The sequence below is a fragment of the Ruegeria sp. HKCCD3925 genome (assembly GCF_057221175.1).
Genome location: NZ_JBWVBI010000004.1, coordinates 167,836 through 191,306 on the forward strand (window position 1 = coordinate 167,836; position 23,471 = coordinate 191,306).

The following is a 23,471-nucleotide window of genomic DNA, read 5'->3' on the forward strand; positions in this document are numbered from 1 at the left end:
CTTTGCCCCGAACCATAGGGGAGGGGCAATCATGGATATCTCGCGCGTCGCCGAACAGGGGTTGGTGCTTCTGGGATGCGGCAAGATGGGTTCAGCAATGCTTGCGGGTTGGTTGGAACATGGCCTGCCCGCAGCATCTGTTTGGGTGATTGATCCTTACCCCTCGGATTGGCTGAAGGCGCAGGGTGTCAACATCAATACGCCTTTGCCCGAGTCTCCTGCGGTAGTTCTGGTCGCTGTCAAACCTCAGATGATGGGTGATGCATTGCCCGCCATTCAGGCGCTGGGCGGTGGTGATAGTCTGTTCATTTCGGTCGCGGCAGGTACCTCACTGGCCACCTTCGAAAACGTCCTCGGCGCGAACACACCGATCATCCGTGCGATGCCAAATACGCCTGCGGCGGTTCGGCAGGGGATCACGGCGCTGATTGGGAATGCCAACACCTCGGACGCGGATATCCTACTGGCTGAAGACCTGCTTTCGGCCATTGGTGAGACGGTTCGATTGGATGATGAGACACAGATGGATGCCGTCACCGGGGTCAGCGGTTCGGGCCCGGCCTATGTATTCCACCTGATCGAAACACTGGCGCAAGCTGGCGAAGCGCATGGTCTGCCACCGGAACTGGCGATGAAGTTGGCCAAATCAACCGTCGCCGGGGCAGGGGCGTTGGCGATGGCCGCTGACGAACACCCCTCGCAATTGCGAGTTAACGTCACCTCTCCCAACGGCACCACTCAGGCCGCACTGGAGGTGTTGATGCATGAAGAAGAGGGTTTCCCAGACCTGCTACATCGTGCCGTCAAAGCTGCAACCGACCGATCCAAGGAGCTGTCTCGTGAGTGAGATTTCATTCGACGAATTTCTCAAAGTCGACATTCGTGTAGGTGAGGTGATACGCGCCGAGCCATACCCGGAGGCCCGCAAGCCCGCGATCAAGCTGTGGGTCGATTTTGGCGATGAGATCGGTGAGCGCAAAACTTCAGCCCAGATCACCGCGCACTACGATCCGGCGACGCTGGTGGGCAAGCAGGTGATGGCCGTGGTCAACTTTCCCCCGCGCCAAATCGGTAAATTCATGTCCGAGGTTTTGGTGTTGGGTCTTCCTGACGAAAACGGTGAGATCGTGTTGATAGGCCCCGATGGCGCTGTGCCCATCGGTGGAAGGATGCATTGATGAAACTGCTGATTGCCCGACCGATGACTTCGGCTGTCCAAGTGCGCGCCCGTGCCGAATTCGATGTGGAATTCCGCAGTGAAACCACGCCTATGACGCATGAAGAAATGTTGCGGGCGCTGACTGAATTTGACGTCGTGGTCCCGACGTTGGGCGATCAGTTCGTGGCAGAGATCTTTGCTCAGGTGCCAGAGCCTCGCTGTAAACTGCTGGCAAATTTCGGCGTTGGTTACAATCATATCGACGTGGACGCCGCACATGCTGCCGGAGTCGCGGTTACCAACACGCCGGGTGCCGTCACCGATGCCACCGCCGATATTGCCATGACACTTTTGCTCACGACGGCCCGCCGTTCAGGTGAGGGGGAAAGGTTGGTCAGGTCAGGCCAGTGGCAGGGGTGGCATCCCACACAGATGCTGGGCCAACATGTGACCAGCAAAAAGGTGGGCATCATCGGAATGGGCCGCATAGGTCAGGCCATTGCCCGGAGGTGTCATTTCGGATTCGACATGACCGTTGCCTATCAATCACGCAGTCCAAAACAGCTGGACTTCCAAGCAGAGTACATCCCTGAACTCAATGCATTGGCTGCGGCAGTGGATTTTCTTGTCATAGCCGTCCCCGGAGGAGCTGAAACACGACACTTGGTCAACGCGCAGATTTTGGCCTCGATGAAGCCCTCGGGCATTGTGATAAACATTGCGCGCGGTGAAGTTGTGGACGAAGCCGCCTTAATCCAAGCGCTTCATGCGGGTCAGATTGCTGGCGCTGGACTGGATGTCTACGAGTTCGAGCCCAAGGTGCCGCAGGCCTTGTGTGACATGGAAAATGTGACTCTGCTGCCCCACCTCGGCACCGCGACCGAAGAGGTACGCACCGATATGGGGCACATGGCGTTGGACAATGTCGCGGCGTTCGTGGCCGGGCGAACGTTACCCAACCCGGTTTAGGAACCCACCGCCTCGCGCCAGTGTTTGCGGCAGAGCGAGACATAAGTCTCGTTCCCGCCAATCTGGACCTGCGCCCCTTCGGTGATGGTGTTTCCGTTTTCATCCTGACGAATCACCATCGTCGCCTTGCGCCCGCATTCGCAGATGGTGCGTACTTCGCGCATCTCATCGGCCAGAGCCAACAATGCTGCCGACCCGGGGAACAGTTTACCCTGAAAATCCACCCGCAACCCGTAGGTCAACACTGGGACCTTCAGATCATCTACGGCGCGCGCAAGTTGCCAGACCTGCTCTTCCGAAAGAAACTGGGCTTCATCAATGAATACGCAGGCGATGCCCCCTTGTGTCAGGCGGTTTTCGATCATGGCAAACACATTGTCGTCGGGACGAAACATGTCCGCTCGTTCCGAGATTCCGATTCTTGATGCGATCCGCCCCTCACCGGCGCGTCCGTCAATGGCGGCTGTCATCAGGTAGGTATCCATGCCGCGTTCGCGATAGTTATGCGAGGCCTGCAGCAACACGGTCGATTTGCCCGCGTTCATAGTCGAATAGTTGAAATAGAGCTTTGCCATGCCGTGGGTCTAATTCGCATGTGCTGCCTGGGCAAGCCGTCTCATGGGGGTAAATCGACGCCACCATCGCTACAGCTGAGGTTGAGCAAATGCTCTTGGGGATGGATTACCTCGCCTTCGCGACAGTGGCGTCGTCGGCCTACAAGTGGCCTATACATTGCAAGGCTAAAATCCTGCCCCGCATACACTCTTTACCGGCTCGAACGGCCGCCACTCACTCACAAAATCCCTGCATATCTGAGGGATAGTCAATTATTGCCATTTCAATTATGAATCGAATATGGGAAATTTCCCTACCCTTTCCCCCAGCATGGACAGGCAGAGGGGGCAGGGCGCAGGTAACAAGGGTAGCAAAATGGCAGATATCGGGGCCTATCTGAAAAAGCATACCGAAGCATTGGTTAAGGATGTCGGAATCGAAGCAGCGTGCGAGATCACCGGGAAATCCAAAGCCACGCTTGGCAGGTACTATTCAGACAACGCAGAACATTCTGACCGGTTCATGCCGGTGGATGCTGTTGCCCGGTTGGAAAACGCGGCTGCCTATCCGCACGTGACTGCGGCATTGGCGGATTTGAAGAATATCACGCTTTCTTACGATGGACGAAACTCGGACAGCCCACGTACGGGCGGAGTAAATTCCGATGTCATTGCGCTGAGCCAGCGGTTTGCCATGCTGATGACGGAATATCAGTCGGCGATAGAAGATGGCATCATCACGGTGAACGAGGCGAAGCGACTGTTGAAAGAAACCAGTATGCTGCAGCAGGTGCTGATTGAGATGAAGCTACACCTGGAAGAAGAAAGCGTTAGCTGAATGTCCCGCACAGGGCAAATAGGTGAGCGCTATTTCGGTACGTCGTCCCCATTCGTGACCAATAATGGGACCTGAGCCACTCGCGCGGCACAGATCCTTTCATTTCTGTCTTGGTTTCGGGTTACTTTTTACCCTTACCCCCACCTTTGCCGGGCTTGTCACCCCCGTGGTGACCACCTTTGCCACCGCCTTTACCGGGTTTGTCACCTCCGCCGTGACCGCCTTTGCCGCCCCCTTTACCGGGTTTGTCGCCGCCGCCGTGGCCACCTTTGCGTCCACCGTCGCCTGGACTGTTTCCGCCATCACCCGGATCACTACTGCCGCCAGAGTTTCCTCCGCTGTTGCCTGGGCTACCTCCACTGTTGTCCGAACTTCCGCTTCCGTTTGCGTCACCCGAGTTGGAGGATGGATCGCTGCTGCGATCTTCCCCGGCATTCGTGTTAGAGATCGATGCTGTGGGCAGATCGCTCAATAGCTGGGTCAGCCCGGGACATTGCGCCGAAGTGTTCTGCAGAATCGAAGCAAAATCAGATCGTTTTTGCAGATGTGATACAAACCCTCGCGTGACCTGCGAACAGCCGCAGAGCGTGTCAAAATCGCCTTCATTGGCGGCAACACGCGCGGTGTTGACTGTACAGGTTTGCGGTTCTGCAATTGCCGCGCCGGTCGCCATGACCCCAATGAAAGATGCAGCAACCAGTGCGGCCAGTCCAAAGCGAATATTATTTCCCATAACAGCGGGCTCCCATAACTACATCACTCGGATGCGCAGGGCATCCGGGTTTCGATGTGTCGGTCAGAGATGAAGGAGCGGTTGAGCCCGTCTGAATAATTCTTGAGAAAGCGGTTTGGTCTTGCAGCGATTCCAGCAGCGCAGTTAAGGCGCGCGCTTATTGATGCCGTCTGACGATCACAGAACCCACCGAATACCCGGCCCCGAACGAGCAAATCAGGCCCACATCGCCCGCATCCAGATCGTCTGAGTGTTTCGAGAAGGCGATAATCGACCCGGCGGATGAGGTATTGGCGTAGTCCTGCAGAATGTTGGGTTGCTCACCCGGTTCAGGCTCGCGCCCTAGAACCTTCTTACCGATGAAGTCGTTCATCGTTTTGTTGGCCTGATGCAGCCAGAGGCGTTTTAGATCATCACTACTGATGCCCTCTGCCTCCATGTGGTCGCTGATATGTTTACTGACCATGGGCAGGACCTCTTTGAACACCTTGCGACCATTCTGCATGAACTGCATGTCGCGGCGATCCACCAGACCATCGGGGCGCGATCGGCGGAGGAAGCCGTTATTGTTGCGGATATTGTTGGAAAACGCAGTTGCGCACCGAGTCGATACTATCTCGAAATGTGGGCCTTGGGCGTCTTCGATCCGCTCGATCAGAGTAGCGGTCGCGACATCGCCAAATATGAAATGGCAATCCCGGTCGCGCCACTCAAGATGACCCGAGCAGATCTCGGGGTTGACGACCAGCGCCGCCCGGACCGAACCCGAGCGCACCATATCCGCCGCCGCCTGAATGCCGAATGTGGCCGAGGAACAGGCCACGTTCATGTCAAACCCGAATCCGCTGATCCCCAATGCCTGCTGAATCTCAATGGCAATTGCAGGATAGGCACGTTCATGGTTCGAAGCGGCGCAGATCACCAAATCGACATCCTCGGCGCTGCGCCCCGCTTGTGCTAGCGCCTTAAGGCACGCATCCACCGCCATCTCGGTCATGATCCCAGGCTCGTCGTCGCTACGCTGGCGCAGCGCGGGATGCATGATCTCGGGGTTCAAAACACCGGTCTTGTCCATCACATACCGGTTTTCGATCCCTGATGCCTTCAGGATGAACTCTTCCGAGGAATGCTGCATCGGTTCCATGTCGCCCGCTGCAATCGCATCCGCGTTTTCAACGTTCATCCGGTCGGCATAGGCATTGAACGCTTCCACCAATTCGGCGTTGGTGATGATGTTTTCTGGTGTATAGACACCAGTCCCGGTGATGGCAGGAGTGTACATGGCTGGCCCTGAGTTCATGATCTGCACAAAATGCAGCCCCTATTAGTATTGATCAAGATGTGTTGACCCAAGGGAATGTATCGCCTCTCGCTTCATAACTTGAATAGTTCAAAATTCGAAGTATATTTCGCCGCGACTCGCACGGAAAAGATTCATGTCAGACGATATCAGTATGCGGTTAGGACGCCTCAGCCCTGAGATTCAGGCGATGATGGGGGTCTACGCGCTTTATTGGAAACTGGAAGAGAGCTTTGACAGCATCGAAACAGACCTGAGCCATCAGGAATGCCACATGCTAATCAAGCTCGATGTGCCCAAACGTATGGGAGTGCTGGCCGCAGATATGTTGACAGTGCCGTCAACGATTACGGCGACCGCCGATGCACTTGAACTGGCGGGGCACCTGACCCGACAGCGTGATCCCGAAGACCGTCGCGCCTGGCTTTTGGTGCTGACCGAACAGGGCGAAGAGGCCCGCAATATGCTGGTGGCCGTGGCGGGTGAGCTTTTCCACAGCGCATCGGGTCTGAACACCGAAGAAACCGCCGAGTTCGCACGTCTGGCTCACAAAATCCGTGACAACATTCTGAAAACCGGAATTCCCGAGGGATTGACGAAATGAAACTCCTGACCTCTGTATGCCTCGCACTGTCCTTGTTGACTGCGCCTGCCATGGCGCAAGAGCCTGCCAAGCCTGTGAAACTGATGCAGGTAAGCGAAACCTCTCCCGGCTTTTCGCGCCAATTCTTTGGTCGGATCGCCGCTCGTCAGACCGTTGATCTGGCGTTTCAGGTCGCAGGGCAGATCGTTGAGATGCCTGTGACTGAAGGCTTTGTAATCCCAAAGGGTGAGTTGATTGCCCGCCTCGATCAGGAACCGTTCGAACTGCAGCGCGACCGGACGCGCTTGCAAAAAGATCAGGCGGATCGAACACTTGCCCGCCTGTCGCGTCTGCGTGGAACCGCAGCCAGCCAGGTTGCCGTCGATGATGCCGAAACAGCTGCGCAACTGGCTGCGATTGCGGTTCGAGATGCAGAATATGAGTTGGAACATGCGACGCTGACCGCTCCGTTCGACGCGCTGGTTTCAAGCCGTGCAGTTGAGGCGTTTACAACTGTTTCTGCGGGTACTCCGATCGTGCGGATTCACGATATGTCTGAACTGCGTATCGAGGTGGATGTGCCCGAAATCCTATTTCAGCGGTCCGGACAGCAGGACGACATCACGATTACTGCCAAGTTCCCTGTCAGCGACGAGATCTTTCCGCTGGAAATAAGGGAATTCGATGCTGAATCTTCAAGCGTGGGCCAGACCTTTCGCATCCAGTTCGGTTTGACACCGCCCGAGGGATTGCAGATTCTTCCCGGTTCCTCCGTGACCGTCACGGTGCAGGTGCAGGATGAACGCACCGGTATCATCATCCCGCCAACGGCTGTAGTTTCTGATGCCAGCGGCGCGCTGGGCGTTCTGGTCTTCTCGCCTGCTGGCGCCGACGAAGGCACCGTCCGCCGGGTTCCCGTGACTGTTGAACCTACGCAGAGCGGTGATGTCCGCGTGCTCACCGGCCTGATGGATGGAGACGAAATCGTCGTCGCCGGTGGGGGTGCATTGTCCGATGGTCAAACTGTCCGCCGCTTTGTCGGCTTCTCGAACTGAGGGCGGTTTCATGAGCATCGCACGCGCTTCGATCGACCGGCCTCTCTATACGTGGCTGTTCATCCTGATTGCCCTGTTCGGCGGCATTTGGGGTTTCACGTCGCTAGGTCGCCTTGAAGACCCGGCCTTCACCATCAAACAGGCGGTGATCGCCACGCAATACCCCGGTGCGACTGCCGAACAGGTGGCGCTGGAGGTTTCAGAACCGCTGGAATCTGCCATTCAGCAGATGGGCGAGGTGGATGTCATCACCTCGGTCAACCAGCCGGGACAGTCGCTGATCGAGGTTGAGATTAAATCCACCTATGACGGCAGTGAGTTGCCCGACATCTGGACCCGTCTGCGCGCCAAGGTGCGCGATGCAGCACGCGGTCTGCCTTCGGGCGTGGGTGCGCCTTATGTGAATGACGGGTTCGGGGATGTGTTCGGCCTGTTCTATGCCGTTACGGCAGACGGGTTTTCTGACGCCGAGAAGCACGAACTGGCGACCTTCCTTCGCCGCGAATTGCTGACGGTAAGCGGTGTTGCAGATGTCGAGGTTCAGGGCTTGCCAGATGAGGCGATCTTTATTGAGCCCGACCTGTCGATCTCGGTCAATCAGAACGTCCCGCTGCAGGCGATCAACGAAGCTATCGCAAACGCGGACTCGGTCAACGCTTCGGGTTCGCTGCGATCCAATAGTGACCGCACCACGATCTTGACGGCCGAGGGCTCGGACAGCGTGTCGGCGATCGCCGGCCTGTCGGTTGGATCGCAGGGGCAGGTGATCAATCTGTTTGATATGTCAGATGTCTATCGCGGGCGGCAGAATGATCCCGATATCATGATCCGATTCAACGGCGCTGAAGCTTTCACGCTGGGTATCGCTGGGCTGGCCACTGAAAACATCGTCGAAGTCGGGCAGCGTGCAGATGCCAAACTGGCCGAACTGGATTCCGAAATCCCCTTTGGTGTCGAAATCCTGCCCATCTATCAGCAGCATGTTGTTGTCGATGAGGCCTCGAACGCCTTCCTGCTGAACCTCGCCATGTCAGTCAGCATCGTGGTTGCGGTTCTGGGCATTTTCATGGGCTGGCGTGCGGCCATCGTCGTGGGTTCCACACTGTTGCTGACCGTTGTGGGTACTTTGCTCTTCATGTCGATGTTCTCGATCGAGATGGAACGGATCTCGCTGGGCGCTCTGATCATCGCCATGGGGATGCTGGTCGACAACGCCATCGTGGTGGCCGAAGGAATGCAGATTTCGATGTTGCGGGGAAAATCCTCGCGCGATGCTGCGGAAGAGGTTGCGTCAAAAACGCAGATCCCACTTCTGGGCGCGACGGTGATCGGGATCATGGCTTTCGCCGGGATCGGGCTCAGTCCTGACGCGACCGGGGAATTCCTGTTCTCGTTATTTGCCGTGATCGGCATTTCACTACTGCTGAGCTGGGTTCTGGCCATCACGGTGACACCTTTGCTTGGGCACTATTTCTTCAAGCAGGGCAAAGAGGGTGAGGTGGATGCCTATGGCGGCATCCTGTTCCGCGTCTACGGTGCAATCCTGAACTGGGCGCTTCGGTTCCGATGGCTGGTAGTGGCCGGGTTGATCGGGGTCACAGTCGTCTGTTTTGCGGGCTTTGGACTGATGAAACAGCAATTCTTCCCAAACTCGAACACGCCGTTGTTCTTCGTGCACTACAAGCTGCCACAAGGCACGCCGATCGCCCGCACGGCGGAAGATATGGCCGTATTCGAGGACTGGCTGGCCGAACGTGATGACGTCGTCTCGGTTGCCACATTCGTCGGGCAGGGTGCCACGCGGTTCATGTTGACCTACGCTGCCGAGAAGCCAAACCCAAGCTATGGACATATGATCATCCGCACCGAGGCTTTGGACGACATTCCTGCCTTGCAAGCCGATCTTGAGGAGTTCGGTTCAGCCCAGTTCCCCGAAGGCGAGTTCCGCACCAAACGCCTGATTTTTGGTCCCGGTGGCGGCGATCCAATCCAGGCTCGGTTCTCGGGTAGTGATCCGGTTGTTCTGCGTCAACTGGCCGAAGAAGCGGTACAGCGCATGTCAGCCGCATCTCCGAATGCGCTACATGTGCATCACGACTGGCGTGAGCAGGAATTGGCCGTGCAGCCGATCTATGCCACGGAGCGCGCCCAAACAGCAGGCGTATCGCGCGAAGACATTGCGGCTACGTTGCAGTTTTCGACCGATGGCATCACGGGCGGCGTTTTGCGCGAGCGCGACCGCCAGATCCCGATCATCTTGCGCCGTCCGGCGGATGGGGACTATTCGATCGTCGATCAGGTGGTTTACTCCGATCAGTCGGAACGTTTCGTTCCAATCGAGCAGATGGTGGATGGCTTCGACTACAAGGCGCTCAATACGTTGGTTCACCGCCGTGACCGGGTGTTGACCATCACGGTTGGAGCGGACATCCCCCCTGACATGACCGCCGCGCAGGTCCACTCCGAAGTACGCAGTGCCATTGAAGCGATGGAACTGCCGATCGGCTATCGTATGGAATGGGGGGGCGAGTTCGAGGATTCAGGCGATGCGCAGGCCAGCCTTGGGCGGCAGTTGCCGCTGAGCTTGCTGATTATGGTGTTGATTTCCGTATTGCTGTTCAATGCAATCCGGCAACCGGTCATTATCTGGCTACTGGTCCCGATGTCCGTAAATGGCGTGGTTATCGGTCTGCTTGGAACAGGCCTGCCCTTCACCTTCACAGCGCTATTGGGGCTGTTAAGTCTGTCAGGGATGCTGATCAAGAACGGCATCGTACTGGTCGAAGAAATCGATCTGGTCCGCGCTACTGGCAAAGCCCTGCGTCCTGCGATTGTTGAGGCCTCTGTCTCGCGTCTGCGCCCGGTAATGTTGGCGGCGATCACGACGATTCTGGGGATGGCACCGCTTCTGACGGATGCGTTCTTTGTGTCCATGGCAGTCACGATCATGGGCGGTCTGGCCTTTGCCACGATCCTGACCATGGTCGCCGCACCTGTCTTCTACATGTTGTTTTTCAACCGTGAAGAAAAGCGACGTCTGGCTGCTGGTTGATCAACCGCCCGCATCCTCCTTTGGATCATAATGGTAGTAAAAACAGGATAGCTTGTTGCCATCGGGGTCGCGCAGATAGGCCACATAGAATCCGGGCTCGTAATGGGGGCGGACACCAGGTTTGCCTTCATCCGTGCCGCCGTTTTCCAGACCCGTGGCATGGAAATGCCGAACCTGAACGGCACTCTGAGCGGGAAAGGCGATCATCGTGCCATTGCCGGTACTGGCGGGGGCTCCATCAAAAGGTTTGCAGATCCAAAACCCGGTGCCGCTGTCGGGGTCGGTACCCCATCCAGCCCATCCGTCGATCCATCCGGGCAGGCGTGGCTGACCAAGAACTGCGAAGATCGCATCATAAAAGCGGATAGCCCGCGGCAGGTCGTTGCTTCCGTATGTGGTGTAGAGGTCCATGAGCACTCCTTCCCCGCCCATCATGTGGGCGATGGGCAAGGAGGGGAAGAAAAAAGACCCCGGCCGAGGCCGGGGTCCATTCATTCATACCGTTGCCGGGGCTTAGCCCTGCAGCGATTTCACCTCAACATCGCCTTCGGCCTGCGCCTTGATCGCCAGCGCGGCGGCATAGCTTGCTGCGGCTGTGGTGTAATAGGGGATCTTGTCGTACAGCGCGATCGACCGGATTGATCGGCTGTCTTCCACCGCCTGTGCGCCTTCGGTCGAGTTCATGACCAGCTGCACGCCGCCGTCCTTCATCAGGTCGGTCACATCCGGGCGGCCTTCGTACACTTTGTTGACCACGCCGCACGGCACACTTTCTTCAGTCAGCCAGGATTGTGTGCCGCGGGTCGCAACAAGCTCAAAGCCTTGCTCAACCAGAACACGCGCTGCTTCGAGCATATCCGGCCCTTTGTCCGCATCCTTGATCGAGATAAACGCACGACCTGCGCTGGGCAGCACCATACCGGCCCCCATTTGTGCTTTCAGGAAAGCGCGCGGGAAGTCGCGATCCCAGCCCATGACCTCTCCGGTCGAACGCATTTCAGGGCCCAGGATGGTGTCAACGCCGGGGAAGCGGGCGAAAGGCAAAACGGCTTCTTTCACCGAGAACCACGGCATGTTCGGGTCGGCCAGCGTCATCTGGTCGGCGATTTTGGTGTCATCGACCGTTTTGTACGGAGGGCGTTTCGGGAAGTTCGCCAGTTTCTCACCGGCCATTACACGCGCAGCGATAGAGGCAATGGCGCTGTCAGTGGCTTTAGCCACAAAAGGCACGGTGCGGCTGGCACGAGGGTTGACCTCAATCAGGTAAATCTCGTCATCCTTGATGGCGAACTGCACGTTCATCAGGCCGACGACATTCAGCGCCTTGGCCAGCTTGAACGCCTGATCCTTAATCTGTTCGATGATCTCTTTCGACAGCGAATAAGGCGGCAGCGAACAGGCCGAGTCGCCCGAGTGCACGCCGGCCTCTTCGATGTGCTGCATGATGCCTGCAACATGCACGTCGTTACCGTCGCACAGCGCGTCCACGTCCAGTTCGACCGCACCGGCCAGATAGCTGTCCAGAAGAACCGGGCTGTCGCCGGATACCACTACGGCCTCATTGATGTAGCGGCGTAGCTGATCCATATCGCGCACGATTTCCATCGCGCGGCCGCCCAGAACATAGGAGGGGCGGATGACCAGCGGGAAGCCGATATCTTCGGCAATCTCCAGCGCCTTTTCGTCGGTCGAGGCGATGCCGTTCTTGGGCTGCTTCAGGCCCAGTTCATTGACCAGCGCCTGGAAACGCTCACGATCTTCGGCGAGGTCGATCGCGTCGGGCGTGGTACCGAGGATCGGGATACCTTCAGCCTCCAACGCATTGGCCAGTTTCAGCGGGGTCTGCCCGCCAAACTGAACGATCACTCCATGCAGCGTGCCGGCTTCCTGTTCCTTCGTAAGGATTTCCATGACGTGTTCGAAGGTCAGCGGCTCGAAATACAAACGGTCCGAGGTGTCATAGTCCGTTGAGACCGTCTCGGGGTTGCAGTTGACCATGATGGTCTCATATCCGGCTTCGGTCAGCGCGAAACAGGCGTGGCAGCAGCAGTAATCGAACTCGATGCCCTGGCCGATCCGGTTCGGACCACCACCAAGGATGACGACCTTTTTGCGGTCGCTTGGACGTGCCTCGCATTCGACCTCACCCATCATCGGGGCTTCGTAGGTCGAGTACATATAGGGGGTCTGCGCCTCGAACTCAGCCGCACAGGTGTCGATGCGTTTGAAGACGGCGTTCACACCCAGATTGCGGCGGGCGCGGCGGACGTTGTCTTCGTCACGGCCGGTCAGATTGCCCAGACGCGCGTCGGTGAATCCAAGCATTTTCAGTTTGCGGATACCGTCCTCGGTAACCGGCAGACCATCTTTGCGCACCTGACGCTCGGCCTCGATGATCTCGCGAATGCGGGCCAGGAACCACGGGTCGAACTTGGTGACGCCGAAAATCTCATCGTCGGTCAGGCCGTGACGCATGGCCTGCGCGATTGTGCGCAGACGATCGGGGGTCTGCTGGCTGATTGCCTTGATCACAGCGGCTTTGTCGTCGGCTTCTTCCCAGACTCCGACGTTCAGACCGGGGATTTCGATCTCATCAAAGCCTGTCAGACCCGACTCCATCGAGGCCAGCGCCTTTTGCATCGATTCGTGAATGGTGCGGCCGATTGACATCGCCTCACCCACCGACTTCATGGCGGTGGTCAGATAGGGTTCCGAGCCGGGAAATTTCTCAAAGGCAAATTTCGGGATTTTGGTGACAACATAGTCGATGGTCGGCTCGAACGAGGCCGGGGTGACCTTGGTGATGTCATTGTCTAGCTCGTCCAGCGTGTACCCAACGGCCAGTTTTGCGGCGATCTTGGCAATCGGGAATCCGGTCGCCTTCGAGGCCAGAGCCGAGGATCGCGACACACGCGGGTTCATCTCGATCACGACCATACGACCATCAACCGGGTTGATCGCCCACTGCACATTTGACCCGCCGGTTTCCACGCCGATCTCGCGTAGCACCGCAATCGAGTGATTGCGCATGATCTGGTATTCTTTGTCGGTCAGCGTCAGGGCAGGGGCCACGGTGATCGAGTCACCGGTATGCACGCCCATCGGGTCGACGTTTTCGATGGAACACACGATGATGGCGTTGTCAGCGGTGTCGCGCACCACCTCCATCTCGTATTCTTTCCACCCCAGAAGACTTTCATCGATCAGGATCTGACCGACGGGGGACGCATCCATACCCGAGCGGCAAATATGGATATAATCCTCGCGGTTATATGCGACACCGCCGCCGGTGCCGCCCAGCGTAAAGGCGGGGCGGATGATGGCGGGCAAACCAACTGTTTCGAGGGTTTCAAGCGCCAGTGCCACACCGGCGTCGAGATCTTTCTTGCCGTTCTCATCCTTGGGGGCCGTCACGATCTCGGCCTTGGGGTTTTCGATGCCCAACCTATCCATCGCCTCGCGGAACAGGGCGCGGTCTTCGGCCATTTCGATCGCGTCTCGCTTGGCGCCGATCATCTCGACGTTGAACTTATCCAGCACGCCCATCTCTTCCAGCGCCAGCGAGGTGTTCAGGCCGGTCTGTCCGCCCATAGTGGGCAGTAGGGCATCGGGGCGTTCTTTTTCGATGATCTTGGCGACAACTTCGGGCGTGATCGGCTCGATATAGGTCGCATCGGCTAGCCCCGGGTCGGTCATGATCGTTGCAGGGTTCGAGTTCACCAGAATGACCCGATAGCCTTCCTCGCGTAGCGCCTTACATGCCTGAGCGCCGGAATAGTCGAACTCGCAGGCCTGACCGATAACAATGGGGCCTGCCCCGATGATCATGATCGACTGGATGTCGGTTCTTCTCGGCATGGCTTGGCCCCTTCAATTGTCCGCGAGTCAGGGCACCGCCCCAGCGCCCAAATTGTCCTGCGTTATAGGGACCGCGCGAAAAGGTGCAAGAGGTATCGGAAACGGGTTTGAAATTGCCGCTTTCCCCTCTTTCCCTTGGCGCGCTATTCTCTATACCGCGCAGCACGGCAAATGAGGATGCAATTGCGTATTCGTTTCGATCAAGGACCTGCCGGTCGCGGAACCCGGTTTGAGCGTCCGTCCCGGATTATCCGCGCGGATAACGCGGCGGAGGTGCCCCAGGCTCTGGCGGCGCTGGATCAGGCGCGCGCGGATGGGGCCTGGCTGGCAGGGTACGCAAGTTATGAACTGGGCTACGTGCTAGAACCACGTCTGGCAGACCGGCTGCCAGAAGGACGACGCCTGCCACTACTGTGTTTCGGTGTGTTTGACGCACCGGATCGCGTTGGACTGCCAAAGGCGTCGGGCAGTGTCACTGCGTTTCAGCCCCGCTGGGACGAGGCGCGATATACGCAGGCCTTTCGTACAGTGCATGAGGCGATTGGTGCGGGTGACATTTATCAGGCAAATCTGACCTTCCCAATTGATCTCGATGTAACCGGAGACAGCGTCGCGCTTTATGCGGCGCTTGCGGCTGGTCAACCCGTCGGCCACGGCGCCTTGGTTGAGCAGGAGGGGCTGCCTGATCTGCTGAGCCGCTCGCCCGAACTGTTTTTCCGAACCGACGCCGAGGGCCGGATCGAAACGCGCCCGATGAAGGGAACTCAACCGCGCAGCGAGGACCCAGTCGAAGACGAGCGTCGACGCGCTTTCCTGTCTTCGGATGAAAAGAACCGGGCCGAAAATCTGATGATCGTCGATCTGCTGCGCAACGATATTAGCCGGGTCGCGCTGGCCGGATCGGTGAAAGTACCCGAGCTGTTCAAGGTTGAGACCTATGCGACTGTCCATCAGATGGTCTCGCTTGTGCAGGCGCAGTTACACCTTGGCGTAGGCCTTTCTGATATTCTGACCGCCTTGTTCCCGTGCGGATCAATCACCGGAGCGCCAAAGATTCGCGCGATGGAGATCCTGTCCGAACTGGAACCTTGGCCTCGCGATGTTTACTGCGGAACCATCGGTTGGGCGGCCCCGGACGGTCGGTCGGAATTCAACGTGGCCATCCGGACCCTCATGGTTGAAGGCGGCAAGGCGACCCTTAACGTAGGCGGCGGGCTGGTCTGGGACAGCACCGCGCCATCGGAATATGAGGAGGCGCTATGGAAAGCCCGCTTCGCCCACCAACTGAGCCTGATTTCCGTCTGATCGAAACTTTGGCCTACAGGCCGGGGCAGGGGTTCGTCAGGCTTGATCGTCATTTGGCCCGCATGGCGCACACAGCACAGAAGTTCGGCATTGATTTTGACCGAACCGCCGCTTGGACGATTTTGGATGCGAGTTTGGGTGAGATTGCATTGCGCTGCCGTTTGACCTTGGACGCGGATGGCAAATTTGAACTGACGTCCGGAGAATTGACTGCCAATCCGCCCGTCTGGCGTGTGGATTTGGCCAAACAGAGACTATCATCATCGGATATCTGGCTGGGTTACAAAACGACCCGACGGGCCGTCTATGACATGGCGCGGGCGGGCTTGCCGTTAAGTGTTGATGAGCTTTTGTTTTTGAACGAACGGGATGAGCTTTGCGAGGGAACTATCACGAACCTGTTCCTGACCATGCCCGACGGCAGACGACTGACGCCCTCACTGCAATGCGGATTGCTTCCCGGGGTTTTGCGCGAGGAATTGTTGGATAATAAAGAAGTTACCGAATCCGTTCTGACCTTGACCGATCTAAAAAACGCGCAATCTATCCACTGTGGAAATTCCCTTCGGGGGCTGATCCGTGCGGAGCTTGTGGCACCTTGAGCAAAAATACCGAATGGGTGGAGACCCCTGTTACCAACTCACGCCTCAGGATTGAGTTTGTGCTCTTTTTTGTGGCGGTTCCCATAGCCATCGCGACATTGTTCCCGCCAAACTGGATGTTCCCCTCGCTTTTTGCGTTTACCGGACTGGGCATACTGCTGCTGCAGGATACGCCCGGTTTTTCCTGGGCGGAGCTTCGGTATGGCTGGCGAAACTGGTCGTGGACCGAAGTCTTTGCATTTACCCTGTTCATGGCTGCCTTCTGTTCCGCCCTGGTGCTGTGGGCGCGACCGGATGCAGCCTTTGTTTTGCTGCTGCATCGGCCAGAGATGTTGATATTCATCTGTATCGGCTACCCGTTGTTGTCCGCTCTGCCACAAGAGCTGCTTTTCCGCTCTCTCTTTTTCCGACGCTATCACGCGATCCTACCTGAAGGGCGGGCCGCATACCTTTTGAACGCTGGCCTGTTTTCGCTTGCGCACCTCATGTACTGGAGCTGGGTAGTAGCCATCATGACTTTCGTCGGAGGCCTCCTGTTCACCTGGGCCTACCGCAAGCGCGGATCATTCTTTTATGCAGTTCTTCTGCACGCAATTGCCGGTAATATTATCTTTGCGGCAGGGCTGGGCGTCTATTTCTACTCGGGCAACGTGCAAAGGCCGTTTTGACGGCGCGACCCGCCTTGACTTTCCAAGCCTGACGGGGTGTATCGGCGCGACGAATTCTGCGCCCGAAGGGATATGATCCATGCACGCCTATCGCAGCCACACCTGCGCCGCTCTGACCGCCGCCAATGTCGGTGAAACCGTCCGCCTGTCCGGTTGGGTGCATCGTGTCCGAGATCACGGCGGCGTACTGTTCATCGACCTGCGCGACCATTTCGGTGTGACCCAGGTTTTGTGCGACGGCGATAGTGCGGCATTTGCTGAACTGGAAAAGGTACGGTCCGAGTGGTGCATCCGCATCGACGGCACTGTCAAAGCCCGCGACGCTGATCTCATTAACCCGAAATTGCCGACAGGCGAGATCGAGGTTTATGTGCGTGAGCTGGAGGTTCTTGGTGCTGCCGACGAATTGCCGTTGATGGTGTTCGGCGATCAGGAATACCCCGAGGAAACACGTCTGCGCTATCGCTACCTCGACCTAAGACGCGAGGCGATGCAGCAAAACATGACCCTTCGCTCGGACGTTGTCGCATCTATGCGCCGCCGGATGTGGGATCAGGGATTCCGTGAATATCAGACACCGATCATTACCGCATCGTCGCCCGAAGGCGCACGCGACTTTCTGGTCCCCTCGCGACTACATCCGGGCAAGTTCTACGCCCTACCGCAGGCCCCGCAGCAATTCAAACAGCTGATCATGGTGTCGGGCTTCGACAAGTATTTCCAGATTGCACCCTGCTTCCGCGATGAAGACCCGCGTGCAGACCGATCGCCCACCGATTTCTATCAACTCGATCTAGAGATGTCGTTTGTCGAGCAGCAGGATGTGTTCGACACCATCCAGCCCGTGCTGACCGGTGTGTTTGAAGAGTTCGGGGGGGGGCGCAAGGTCGATCAAGAGTGGCCGCAGATTTCCTACAAGGACTCAGCCCTGTGGTACGGCACCGACAAGCCTGACCTGCGGAACCCCATTAAGATGCAAGTGGTCTCTGACCACTTCCGCGGTTCTGGCTTCGCGATATTCGCGAAACTGTTGGAGCAGGAGGGCACCGAAATCCGCGCTATCCCAGCGCCGAGCGGTGGCAGCCGCAAATTCTGTGACCGTATGAACGCATTTGCCCAGAAAGAAGGTCTGCCCGGTATGGGTTACATTTTCTGGCGTGATCAGGGCGAGGGTATGGAGGCCGCAGGTCCACTGGCCAAGAACATCGGCCCCGAACGAACCGAGGCGATCCGTCAGCAATTGGGTCTGGGCGTCGGTGATGCCGCGTTCTTCCTGGGTGGTAAGCCAAAAGCCTTTGAGAAGGTGGCCGGTAAGGCCCGTGACGTGATCGGAGATGAACTGAACCTCACCGAGAAAGACCGCTTTGCCTTTGCCTGGATCGTCGATTTCCCGATCTACGAGCAGGACGAAGAAACCGGTGCGATTGATTTCGAACACAACCCCTTCTCGATGCCGCAGGGCGGGATGGAAGCTTTGCAGGGCAACCCTCTGGACGTACGCGGGTACCAATATGATCTGGCCTGTAACGGCTACGAATTGGTTTCGGGTGCCATCCGGAACCACAAACCCGAGATCATGCTGAAAGCCTTTGAACTGGCGGGCTATGGTGAGGACGAAGTGAAGTCCCGCTTTGGCGCACTGTTCAATGCCTTCCACTACGGCGCCCCGCCGCACGGCGGCTGTGCCGCAGGGATCGACCGGATCGTGATGCTGCTGGCGGATGAGGCCAACATCCGCGAGGTCATGATGTTCCCGATGAACCAGCGCGCCGAAGACCTGATGATGGATGCGCCATCCGATCCGACCTCGGATCAGTTGATGGAACTGGGTCTCAGGATCATCCCGCAAGACTAAATCTAGCCGCCCGCCCTGAGCGGGCGGTTTACGTTTGGGGCAGTGCAATACAATCGGTGTATTCGCCGCGCCACGCAAATCTGAGTTGCGTGGTGGTCTCAAAACAAGCTCAACTCAATCCAGTGGATTTGCGGCATCCCGACGATTGCGGATGCTCCTGGCCGTCTGTCGTGTCAGGCGGTAGACCCAGATGCAAAGGATCGATGCGGTAATAAAGTACGCGGTCAGCATCTCAGATCGCCTCTTGCCGCTCGAGCCGATCCTGAACCAGACCCGCAATCCGTGCAGCCTGGGCGGTGACCGGTGTCCCCTGCGCACGAGATTGGGCAAGGTCCCGGGCTGCTTCGGCAAGCACAGTATCTTCGGCGTCTCGCGCAACGCTTTGCAGGAATTGTACCGCATAATCCAACGTGCGCTGATCAGTGGGGCCGGTAAGCACGTCGGCGATATGGGCCATGTCGTCCCGATAGGCCAGCGGATCGGGCTGAACGATATTATCCCTGACGGAATCCAGACCTCCTGGGCGGCGATCTTCGGGCAGAAGTTCAAGTATGGAGGTCTGGAAATAAGCGACCGAGGTCAGGGGTTTGGCCAGAAACCCATCTGCACCTGCGCGTCTGGCGATAACCTGCATGCTGTCATCGCCAGACAGCCCGAGAATGACACCGATGCGGGGTACAGCGTGGGTCATTTCGGCTATCAGGTCAGCGCCGGACCCGTCAGGAAGACCCATATCGACGATCAGGACCGAGGGACGATAGATTTGCAGATGGCGCCGCGCTGATTTCAGACAATCCGCACGACGGATACGCGCACCGCTATGCAAGCACATCAATCGTATTGCATCGCACGCATAGCGGCTGTCTTCGACCACAAGGATTGTTTGGCCCAGCAGCGGTCGCATCTTGGTGGCCAGCGCTGGAGAGGCGAAAGGTCCCGAATCGTCCATGGCAGAACTCCTGTTTAGCAGATGCCTCACGCTAGGAACTTCTGGCTAATACAGGGTTAACGACGATTTGGCGCACTTGTCCTTTGGGTATACTGCCCCCATAACCGCTGCAACGCAGAAGGAAGGAGAGTCCCATGATTGGTCGCCTGAACCACGTAGCCATTGCTGTTCCCGACCTAGAGGCCGCATCGGCCCAGTATCGCAATGCGCTTGGCGCCAAAGTCGGCGCTCCACAGGATGAGCCGGATCATGGGGTCACCGTGGTCTTTATTGAACTACCCAACACCAAGATCGAATTGCTGTATCCGCTGGGTGAGAACAGCCCGATCAACGGGTTTCTGGAAAAGAACCCATCAGGCGGCATCCACCATGTCTGCTATGAGGTCGAGGATATCATCGTAGCACGCGATCATCTGAAAGAGACCGGCGCGCGCGTTCTGGGATCGGGTGAACCCAAGATCGGGGCGCATGGCAAACCGGTGTTGTTCCTGCACCCGAAGGATTTCAACGGCTGCCTCGTTGAGCTGGAGCAGGTCTGAAGTCGATGACCATTACCGCCGCTCTGGTTCTTTTCGCTGTAATTTGGTTTCTGACCTTGCTGATTGTTCTGCCTGTGCACATCAAAACGCAGGGGGATCTGGGGGATATTGTTCCGGGCACTCATGCGGGTGCGCCGGAAGTCCATCACATGAAGAAGAAGCTGTGGATTACCACCGGGATATCGGTGGTGCTGTGGGCGATCATTGCAGGCATCATTATCTCCGGCGTAATCAGCGTGCGCGATTTCGATTGGCTGAACCAACTGGAACCACGCGAGTAGCTCAGGTTCGGCTACCCGACAGACCGTGATAAATGTGTGTGAAGGTCGCCGCTCCTAGGATCGGGATCAACAGGTTGACCAATGGCACAGAGAGCGGGACCGCCATAAGAATACCGGCGACCCAAATGGTTGTCGCGTGCTTCGCGCGCAGCTTTCGCGCCCCCTCGCGCCCCAGTCGGCGCATCGCAGCCAGGGTGAAATATTCTCTCCCCAGAAGAAACCCGTTCATACCCCAAAAGATAAACAACGCGAATGGCGTGAAGAGTGCATAGAGGATCAATGCCAACAGGTTGGCAACAATCAGTACACCCAGAAAATTGAGCGTATCCCTTAGCGCATCGCCAAAGGGGATGCGCTGAGCCGGCGGCAGACCGGGGTAATGCTTATCCTCAACCGCCTGTGCGACCTCATCCAGAAACATCGAGGTGATGGCTGACGCAACGGGGACCATCAGAAACACCGACAGCACCATCATCAGCAGGAATGATGACACGCTGAGCAGGTCGTTCAACCATGTCACCTCACCCAGTATTGGCAAGGTGGCCTGATCGCCGACCAGCGCGTTGATCAGCCACAAAAATCCGGCATAGGCAGCCACCAACAACGCGAATGTCAGGCCAACACCCAACAGAAGTACCTTGCGGAATCTTGGGTCGCCGATCTGTCCCAGCGCCTGTAGAAACGACTGGATGATGATCATTCGGAAACCCATTGGGTTAGTGCCTCCACATTGGGGCGCGGTCGTTCGGGAGGGGTCGTACCTTCGGTTGCGATATGGATAAAGCCTGCAATCTTCTCGTTTTCGGCCAAGCCAAGCCCGTGTTCGCAAAACTCGCGATCATGCGATTGCCAGCCGGACAACCAATTGGCCCCCCAACCTGCGGCCAGCGCTGCGTTCAGCAGAGCCAGACATACCGCACCCGCTGAATAGGTCTGTTCAATTGCCGGTATCTTGTCAGAAGGTTTCTGCACCTCAATAACAGCAACCGCCAAATGGCCCATTTCGAATTGGCTGCGCGCCTTGGCGATATCTTCGGGCGATTTTCCCAAGGCGAGACCACAAGTTTCTGTAAGATCTGCAAGGCGTTGCATGGCCCCATGCTCGACAACAACAAAACGCCAGGGTTCCAGCTTTCCATGGTCCGGGCTGCGCGCTGCAGCAGTCAGCAGCGGCCTCAGCTCTTCCCGGGTTGGGGCCGGGGCTACCAGCGTTTTGGCCGGACGAGACCGGCGCGCGTGCAGAAAATCCAGCGCAGCTTGGTTCTTCAGGGTCATATGTTAACTTCCTTCACATGGCAGTCTGTATGTCGGAGGCATACTGTTCTCTTTCAAGGGCAAACTGCTCATCAAAAGGCGACAAATTCAATCTGAATTGCTGCTTGTGATCAGACGCAAGATCCAAAAGGAACCATTAGTCTTTGGTGCTCTCGGACTCACGTATCTGATAAACGCCCTCGGGCAAATCCAGCGCAGCGGCCAGATCGCGTACCTGCTCTGGTGACAGGGTAATCTTCTGAATCTGATCGGTCCGCGGGTCCAACTGCTCAAGTGTGACGCATTCAGCGAAGTTGTTGATGACGACATCCTCTTGCAAAGGCTTTGCGCCTTCGTCCACCAGCGTAATCACCGTCGAGTCGAATTCGTGTTCAATTGAAAACATATGTGCAGAGTGCAGGGCATAAGATCGCAATGCAACCCGTTGCAAGCTGTAATCGGCTGTGGCCCGGCCTTAAATGCCGCGCTATGCTTGTCTGCCGACAGAGTGACCGAAAGGAATGTGAATGCGCCGTCTTGCCCTGTTGCTGGTGATGCTGTTGGCGGCTTGCGATATGTCGCCTGTTATCGCGATCCCGGCCGATCAATGGCAGCCATCGTCATCAGAACAAAAGGACAGGGCGCGCGTATTCGAGCAGGTCAGCCGGGCTGTCGGAACGACCGCAAGCCGGGAATGCCGCCGCCAATCGAGGACTGCCAATTGTGATTTCGTGATTTTGGTTGATCTTTCGTCAAAGGCCCCAGCGAATGCGTTTCAGACCTTGGACAAGGATGGGCGGCCGCTAGTCGTTTTTACACAGCCGATGATCGATGCAACGCAGAACGCGGACGAGATGGCCTTTGTCATGAGCCATGAGGCCGCCCACCATATATTGGGTCACATCGCCCGGCAGGCGCAGAACGCCAAAGAAAGCGCGCGGATATTCGGTGAACTCGCGCGCAATCAGGGCGCGGACGATGCAGGTATTGAGCGCGCACAGGCGCTGGGTGCTGAGGTCGGGGTGCAGAACTACACGCGTGAGTTCGAATTGGAAGCGGATCGTCTGGGGACACAGATCACTTACGCGGCGGGGTATAACCCGCTAGCCGGGATGGCTTTCTTCCAACGCATTCCTGATCCGGGTGATCGTTTCCTTGCCACGCACCCTCCCAATGCCCAGCGGGTCGAAGTTGTGTTGCAAACGGCTCGGGAACTGGGATTACGGTAATGGTCAACTTAACCCGATTGGGTGTCGTTCTCAGTGATCGCGGGTCGAAATATGCTGTGACCGGCGCGGGGGTCACCAGTCGTGCTGATGTCGATGCGGTACTGGCGGAACTGAAATCCGACAAGGCATATGCGAAGGCAACTCACAACACTTGGGCGGCCATCTTGCCAAACGGTGCGCTCAAGGCTGATGACGGAGAGTCTGGCGCGGCAATGGTCATTTTGCGGATGATGGAGCGGGCTGAGCTGACGGATCACGTAATCATCGTGACACGCTGGTACGGTGGCAAGAAGCTGGGCGGGGACCGCTTTCGCCGCGTGCAGGACTCCACGCGGGCCTATCTGGACCAGCTGGCAACCGGGCATTGACCTGAGTCAAGGGCACTGTGCGGGGTATGCGTTACTCTTTCCATAGAGTGACTGGAAAAGGAAACCGCATGTCTGATCGTGAAACGCTGCGACGTCACGCCGACCTTGTAGATCGGATGGCCACGACGCTGGGCGTAGATTTGCAAGAAGTTGCCATCGAAGGGGCCTTACAGTTCGACGAGATCTCGGACGCGGTATTGCGGTGTACGGAATGCCCGAATCCGGGCCATTGCAAGGCCTTTCTGGCCAAGAACCTGACAGCGCCCGACACACCTGAATACTGCCGCAATCACGAGCTGCTGAACAGGCTCAAGCCGTAA

Annotated in this window: 25 protein-coding genes; 16 read left to right on the forward strand and 9 right to left on the reverse strand. The window is 57.5% G+C overall.

Annotated elements, in window-relative coordinates:
• Window positions 1–31: 31 nt before the first annotated feature.
• From proC to AC2TEM_RS10960, 3 genes are read left to right on the forward strand one after another with little or no spacing between them, the layout of a single operon-like run.
• Entirely contained in the window at window positions 32–847 is an 816-nt protein-coding gene (proC, locus tag AC2TEM_RS10950; protein WP_170420593.1) for a pyrroline-5-carboxylate reductase, read from the forward strand.
• Window positions 840–1,178 (forward strand): tRNA-binding protein, encoded by a 339-nt coding sequence (locus AC2TEM_RS10955; RefSeq protein WP_170392371.1) that lies wholly within the window; start codon window positions 840–842, stop codon window positions 1,176–1,178. Before proC ends, AC2TEM_RS10955 begins: the two co-directional genes overlap by 8 nt.
• Complete coding sequence (locus AC2TEM_RS10960) at window positions 1,178–2,128, forward strand: 2-hydroxyacid dehydrogenase (protein ID WP_480562429.1); 951 nt, start codon at window positions 1,178–1,180, stop codon at window positions 2,126–2,128. The genes AC2TEM_RS10955 and AC2TEM_RS10960 overlap by 1 nt, the downstream gene beginning before the upstream one ends.
• On the opposite strand, the gene AC2TEM_RS10965 is transcribed toward AC2TEM_RS10960, so the two are convergent.
• Window positions 2,125–2,703 carry a thymidine kinase gene (locus AC2TEM_RS10965; protein WP_170512522.1) on the reverse strand — a complete coding sequence of 193 codons (579 nt, stop codon included), beginning with the start codon at window positions 2,701–2,703 and terminating at the stop codon, window positions 2,125–2,127. The genes AC2TEM_RS10960 and AC2TEM_RS10965 overlap by 4 nt on opposite strands.
• 355 nt (window positions 2,704–3,058) lie before the next feature.
• Between AC2TEM_RS10965 and AC2TEM_RS10970 the strand changes: the two genes are divergently transcribed.
• Entirely contained in the window at window positions 3,059–3,520 is a 462-nt protein-coding gene (locus AC2TEM_RS10970) for a hypothetical protein (protein WP_170392365.1), read from the forward strand.
• 121 nt (window positions 3,521–3,641) lie between these two features.
• On the opposite strand, the gene AC2TEM_RS10975 is transcribed toward AC2TEM_RS10970, so the two are convergent.
• Both AC2TEM_RS10975 and AC2TEM_RS10980 read right to left on the reverse strand, forming a co-directional pair.
• Window positions 3,642–4,253, reverse strand: coding sequence for a hypothetical protein (locus AC2TEM_RS10975; RefSeq protein WP_480856188.1), 612 nt, complete (start codon window positions 4,251–4,253; stop codon window positions 3,642–3,644).
• A 157-nt stretch (window positions 4,254–4,410) separates the two neighbouring features.
• A complete protein-coding gene (locus AC2TEM_RS10980; protein ID WP_480856229.1) occupies window positions 4,411–5,535 on the reverse strand; it encodes a beta-ketoacyl-ACP synthase III in 1,125 nt (374 codons plus the stop codon).
• A gap of 154 nt (window positions 5,536–5,689) precedes the next feature.
• Here AC2TEM_RS10980 and AC2TEM_RS10985 point away from each other — a divergent pair, with 154 nt between their 5' ends.
• The 3 genes from AC2TEM_RS10985 to AC2TEM_RS10995 are packed head-to-tail and all read left to right on the forward strand — an operon-like array spanning window position 5,690 to window position 10,243.
• A complete protein-coding gene (locus AC2TEM_RS10985; protein WP_170420601.1) occupies window positions 5,690–6,157 on the forward strand; it encodes a MarR family winged helix-turn-helix transcriptional regulator in 468 nt (155 codons plus the stop codon).
• Window positions 6,154–7,191: an efflux RND transporter periplasmic adaptor subunit gene (locus AC2TEM_RS10990; protein ID WP_170420603.1), complete on the forward strand. Its 1,038-nt coding sequence runs from the start codon at window positions 6,154–6,156 to the stop codon at window positions 7,189–7,191. The genes AC2TEM_RS10985 and AC2TEM_RS10990 overlap by 4 nt, the downstream gene beginning before the upstream one ends.
• A 10-nt stretch (window positions 7,192–7,201) precedes the next feature.
• Window positions 7,202–10,243 carry an efflux RND transporter permease subunit gene (locus tag AC2TEM_RS10995; protein WP_170420605.1) on the forward strand — a complete coding sequence of 1,014 codons (3,042 nt, stop codon included), beginning with the start codon at window positions 7,202–7,204 and terminating at the stop codon, window positions 10,241–10,243.
• On the opposite strand, the gene AC2TEM_RS11000 is transcribed toward AC2TEM_RS10995, so the two are convergent.
• Both AC2TEM_RS11000 and carB read right to left on the reverse strand, forming a co-directional pair.
• Window positions 10,244–10,654 (reverse strand): VOC family protein, encoded by a 411-nt coding sequence (locus AC2TEM_RS11000; protein WP_170420607.1) that lies wholly within the window; start codon window positions 10,652–10,654, stop codon window positions 10,244–10,246.
• A gap of 102 nt (window positions 10,655–10,756) precedes the next feature.
• The gene (gene carB / locus AC2TEM_RS11005; RefSeq protein ID WP_170420609.1) at window positions 10,757–14,101 is read right to left on the reverse strand and encodes a carbamoyl-phosphate synthase large subunit; all 3,345 of its coding nucleotides are present in this window, start codon (window positions 14,099–14,101) and stop codon (window positions 10,757–10,759) included.
• Between the two features lie 177 nt (window positions 14,102–14,278).
• On the opposite strand from carB, the gene AC2TEM_RS11010 reads away from it, so the two are divergent.
• The 4 genes from AC2TEM_RS11010 to aspS all read left to right on the forward strand — a co-directional run bounded on the left by AC2TEM_RS11010 (window position 14,279) and on the right by aspS (window position 18,531).
• Complete coding sequence (locus tag AC2TEM_RS11010; RefSeq protein WP_170401766.1) at window positions 14,279–15,406, forward strand: aminodeoxychorismate synthase component I; 1,128 nt, start codon at window positions 14,279–14,281, stop codon at window positions 15,404–15,406.
• Window positions 15,361–16,008 carry an aminotransferase class IV family protein gene (locus tag AC2TEM_RS11015; protein WP_170420611.1) on the forward strand — a complete coding sequence of 216 codons (648 nt, stop codon included), beginning with the start codon at window positions 15,361–15,363 and terminating at the stop codon, window positions 16,006–16,008. Before AC2TEM_RS11010 ends, AC2TEM_RS11015 begins: the two co-directional genes overlap by 46 nt.
• The gene (locus AC2TEM_RS11020; protein ID WP_170392349.1) at window positions 16,005–16,676 is read left to right on the forward strand and encodes a type II CAAX endopeptidase family protein; all 672 of its coding nucleotides are present in this window, start codon (window positions 16,005–16,007) and stop codon (window positions 16,674–16,676) included. The genes AC2TEM_RS11015 and AC2TEM_RS11020 overlap by 4 nt, the downstream gene beginning before the upstream one ends.
• A 79-nt stretch (window positions 16,677–16,755) precedes the next feature.
• Entirely contained in the window at window positions 16,756–18,531 is a 1,776-nt protein-coding gene (aspS, locus tag AC2TEM_RS11025) for an aspartate--tRNA ligase (RefSeq protein ID WP_170392347.1), read from the forward strand.
• A 232-nt stretch (window positions 18,532–18,763) separates the two neighbouring features.
• Here the strand turns inward: aspS and AC2TEM_RS11030 are convergent, their stop codons facing one another.
• On the reverse strand, window positions 18,764–19,480 hold the full coding sequence (locus tag AC2TEM_RS11030; protein ID WP_170401760.1) for a response regulator: 717 nt from the start codon (window positions 19,478–19,480) through the stop codon (window positions 18,764–18,766).
• A gap of 134 nt (window positions 19,481–19,614) precedes the next feature.
• Here AC2TEM_RS11030 and mce point away from each other — a divergent pair, with 134 nt between their 5' ends.
• Together mce and AC2TEM_RS11040 are read left to right on the forward strand one after the other, a co-directional pair.
• A complete protein-coding gene (gene mce, locus AC2TEM_RS11035; protein WP_170420613.1) occupies window positions 19,615–20,019 on the forward strand; it encodes a methylmalonyl-CoA epimerase in 405 nt (134 codons plus the stop codon).
• 5 nt (window positions 20,020–20,024) lie between these two features.
• On the forward strand, window positions 20,025–20,300 hold the full coding sequence (locus tag AC2TEM_RS11040) for a DUF1467 family protein (RefSeq protein ID WP_170420615.1): 276 nt from the start codon (window positions 20,025–20,027) through the stop codon (window positions 20,298–20,300).
• Window position 20,301: 1 nt separating this feature from the next.
• Here AC2TEM_RS11040 and AC2TEM_RS11045 read toward each other — a convergent pair whose 3' ends face one another.
• From AC2TEM_RS11045 to AC2TEM_RS11055, 3 genes are all read right to left on the reverse strand, one after another.
• Window positions 20,302–21,000 (reverse strand): EI24 domain-containing protein, encoded by a 699-nt coding sequence (locus AC2TEM_RS11045; RefSeq protein WP_170422392.1) that lies wholly within the window; start codon window positions 20,998–21,000, stop codon window positions 20,302–20,304.
• Window positions 20,997–21,575, reverse strand: a complete 579-nt coding sequence (locus tag AC2TEM_RS11050; protein ID WP_170420617.1) for a nitroreductase family protein — start codon at window positions 21,573–21,575, stop codon at window positions 20,997–20,999. The genes AC2TEM_RS11045 and AC2TEM_RS11050 overlap by 4 nt, the downstream gene beginning before the upstream one ends.
• A gap of 136 nt (window positions 21,576–21,711) precedes the next feature.
• The gene (locus tag AC2TEM_RS11055) at window positions 21,712–21,960 is read right to left on the reverse strand and encodes a hypothetical protein (protein ID WP_170392337.1); all 249 of its coding nucleotides are present in this window, start codon (window positions 21,958–21,960) and stop codon (window positions 21,712–21,714) included.
• 121 nt (window positions 21,961–22,081) lie between these two features.
• Here AC2TEM_RS11055 and AC2TEM_RS11060 point away from each other — a divergent pair, with 121 nt between their 5' ends.
• The 3 genes from AC2TEM_RS11060 (at window position 22,082) to AC2TEM_RS11070 (ending at window position 23,471) form a co-directional block, all read left to right on the forward strand.
• Window positions 22,082–22,783, forward strand: coding sequence for a M48 family metallopeptidase (locus AC2TEM_RS11060; RefSeq protein WP_170420619.1), 702 nt, complete (start codon window positions 22,082–22,084; stop codon window positions 22,781–22,783).
• Window positions 22,783–23,151: a YigZ family protein gene (locus tag AC2TEM_RS11065; protein ID WP_170420621.1), complete on the forward strand. Its 369-nt coding sequence runs from the start codon at window positions 22,783–22,785 to the stop codon at window positions 23,149–23,151. The genes AC2TEM_RS11060 and AC2TEM_RS11065 overlap by 1 nt, the downstream gene beginning before the upstream one ends.
• Window positions 23,152–23,219: 68 nt before the next feature.
• Window positions 23,220–23,471 carry a DUF6455 family protein gene (locus AC2TEM_RS11070; protein WP_170420623.1) on the forward strand — a complete coding sequence of 84 codons (252 nt, stop codon included), beginning with the start codon at window positions 23,220–23,222 and terminating at the stop codon, window positions 23,469–23,471.

Excerpts from the sequence above, each read along its gene's own strand:
- proC (WP_170420593.1), top strand. The coding sequence starts at position 32 with ATGGATATCTCGCGCGTCGCCGAACAGGGGTTGGTGCTTCTGGGATGC.
- AC2TEM_RS10960 (WP_480562429.1), top strand. The coding sequence starts at position 1,178 with ATGAAACTGCTGATTGCCCGACCGATGACTTCGGCTGTCCAAGTGCGC.
- AC2TEM_RS10965 (WP_170512522.1), bottom strand. The coding sequence starts at position 2,703 with ATGGCAAAGCTCTATTTCAACTATTCGACTATGAACGCGGGCAAATCG.
- AC2TEM_RS10970 (WP_170392365.1), top strand. The coding sequence starts at position 3,059 with ATGGCAGATATCGGGGCCTATCTGAAAAAGCATACCGAAGCATTGGTT.
- AC2TEM_RS10975 (WP_480856188.1), bottom strand. The coding sequence starts at position 4,253 with ATGGGAAATAATATTCGCTTTGGACTGGCCGCACTGGTTGCTGCATCT.
- AC2TEM_RS10980 (WP_480856229.1), bottom strand. The coding sequence starts at position 5,535 with ATGTACACTCCTGCCATCACCGGGACTGGTGTCTATACACCAGAAAAC.
- AC2TEM_RS10985 (WP_170420601.1), top strand. The coding sequence starts at position 5,690 with ATGTCAGACGATATCAGTATGCGGTTAGGACGCCTCAGCCCTGAGATT.
- AC2TEM_RS10990 (WP_170420603.1), top strand. The coding sequence starts at position 6,154 with ATGAAACTCCTGACCTCTGTATGCCTCGCACTGTCCTTGTTGACTGCG.
- AC2TEM_RS10995 (WP_170420605.1), top strand. The coding sequence starts at position 7,202 with ATGAGCATCGCACGCGCTTCGATCGACCGGCCTCTCTATACGTGGCTG.
- AC2TEM_RS11000 (WP_170420607.1), bottom strand. The coding sequence starts at position 10,654 with ATGGACCTCTACACCACATACGGAAGCAACGACCTGCCGCGGGCTATC.
- carB (WP_170420609.1), bottom strand. The coding sequence starts at position 14,101 with ATGCCGAGAAGAACCGACATCCAGTCGATCATGATCATCGGGGCAGGC.
- AC2TEM_RS11010 (WP_170401766.1), top strand. The coding sequence starts at position 14,279 with ATGCAATTGCGTATTCGTTTCGATCAAGGACCTGCCGGTCGCGGAACC.
- AC2TEM_RS11015 (WP_170420611.1), top strand. The coding sequence starts at position 15,361 with ATGGAAAGCCCGCTTCGCCCACCAACTGAGCCTGATTTCCGTCTGATC.
- aspS (WP_170392347.1), top strand. The coding sequence starts at position 16,756 with ATGCACGCCTATCGCAGCCACACCTGCGCCGCTCTGACCGCCGCCAAT.
- AC2TEM_RS11030 (WP_170401760.1), bottom strand. The coding sequence starts at position 19,480 with ATGGACGATTCGGGACCTTTCGCCTCTCCAGCGCTGGCCACCAAGATG.
- mce (WP_170420613.1), top strand. The coding sequence starts at position 19,615 with ATGATTGGTCGCCTGAACCACGTAGCCATTGCTGTTCCCGACCTAGAG.
- AC2TEM_RS11040 (WP_170420615.1), top strand. The coding sequence starts at position 20,025 with ATGACCATTACCGCCGCTCTGGTTCTTTTCGCTGTAATTTGGTTTCTG.
- AC2TEM_RS11045 (WP_170422392.1), bottom strand. The coding sequence starts at position 21,000 with ATGATCATCATCCAGTCGTTTCTACAGGCGCTGGGACAGATCGGCGAC.
- AC2TEM_RS11050 (WP_170420617.1), bottom strand. The coding sequence starts at position 21,575 with ATGACCCTGAAGAACCAAGCTGCGCTGGATTTTCTGCACGCGCGCCGG.
- AC2TEM_RS11055 (WP_170392337.1), bottom strand. The coding sequence starts at position 21,960 with ATGTTTTCAATTGAACACGAATTCGACTCGACGGTGATTACGCTGGTG.
- AC2TEM_RS11060 (WP_170420619.1), top strand. The coding sequence starts at position 22,082 with ATGCGCCGTCTTGCCCTGTTGCTGGTGATGCTGTTGGCGGCTTGCGAT.
- AC2TEM_RS11065 (WP_170420621.1), top strand. The coding sequence starts at position 22,783 with ATGGTCAACTTAACCCGATTGGGTGTCGTTCTCAGTGATCGCGGGTCG.
- AC2TEM_RS11070 (WP_170420623.1), top strand. The coding sequence starts at position 23,220 with ATGTCTGATCGTGAAACGCTGCGACGTCACGCCGACCTTGTAGATCGG.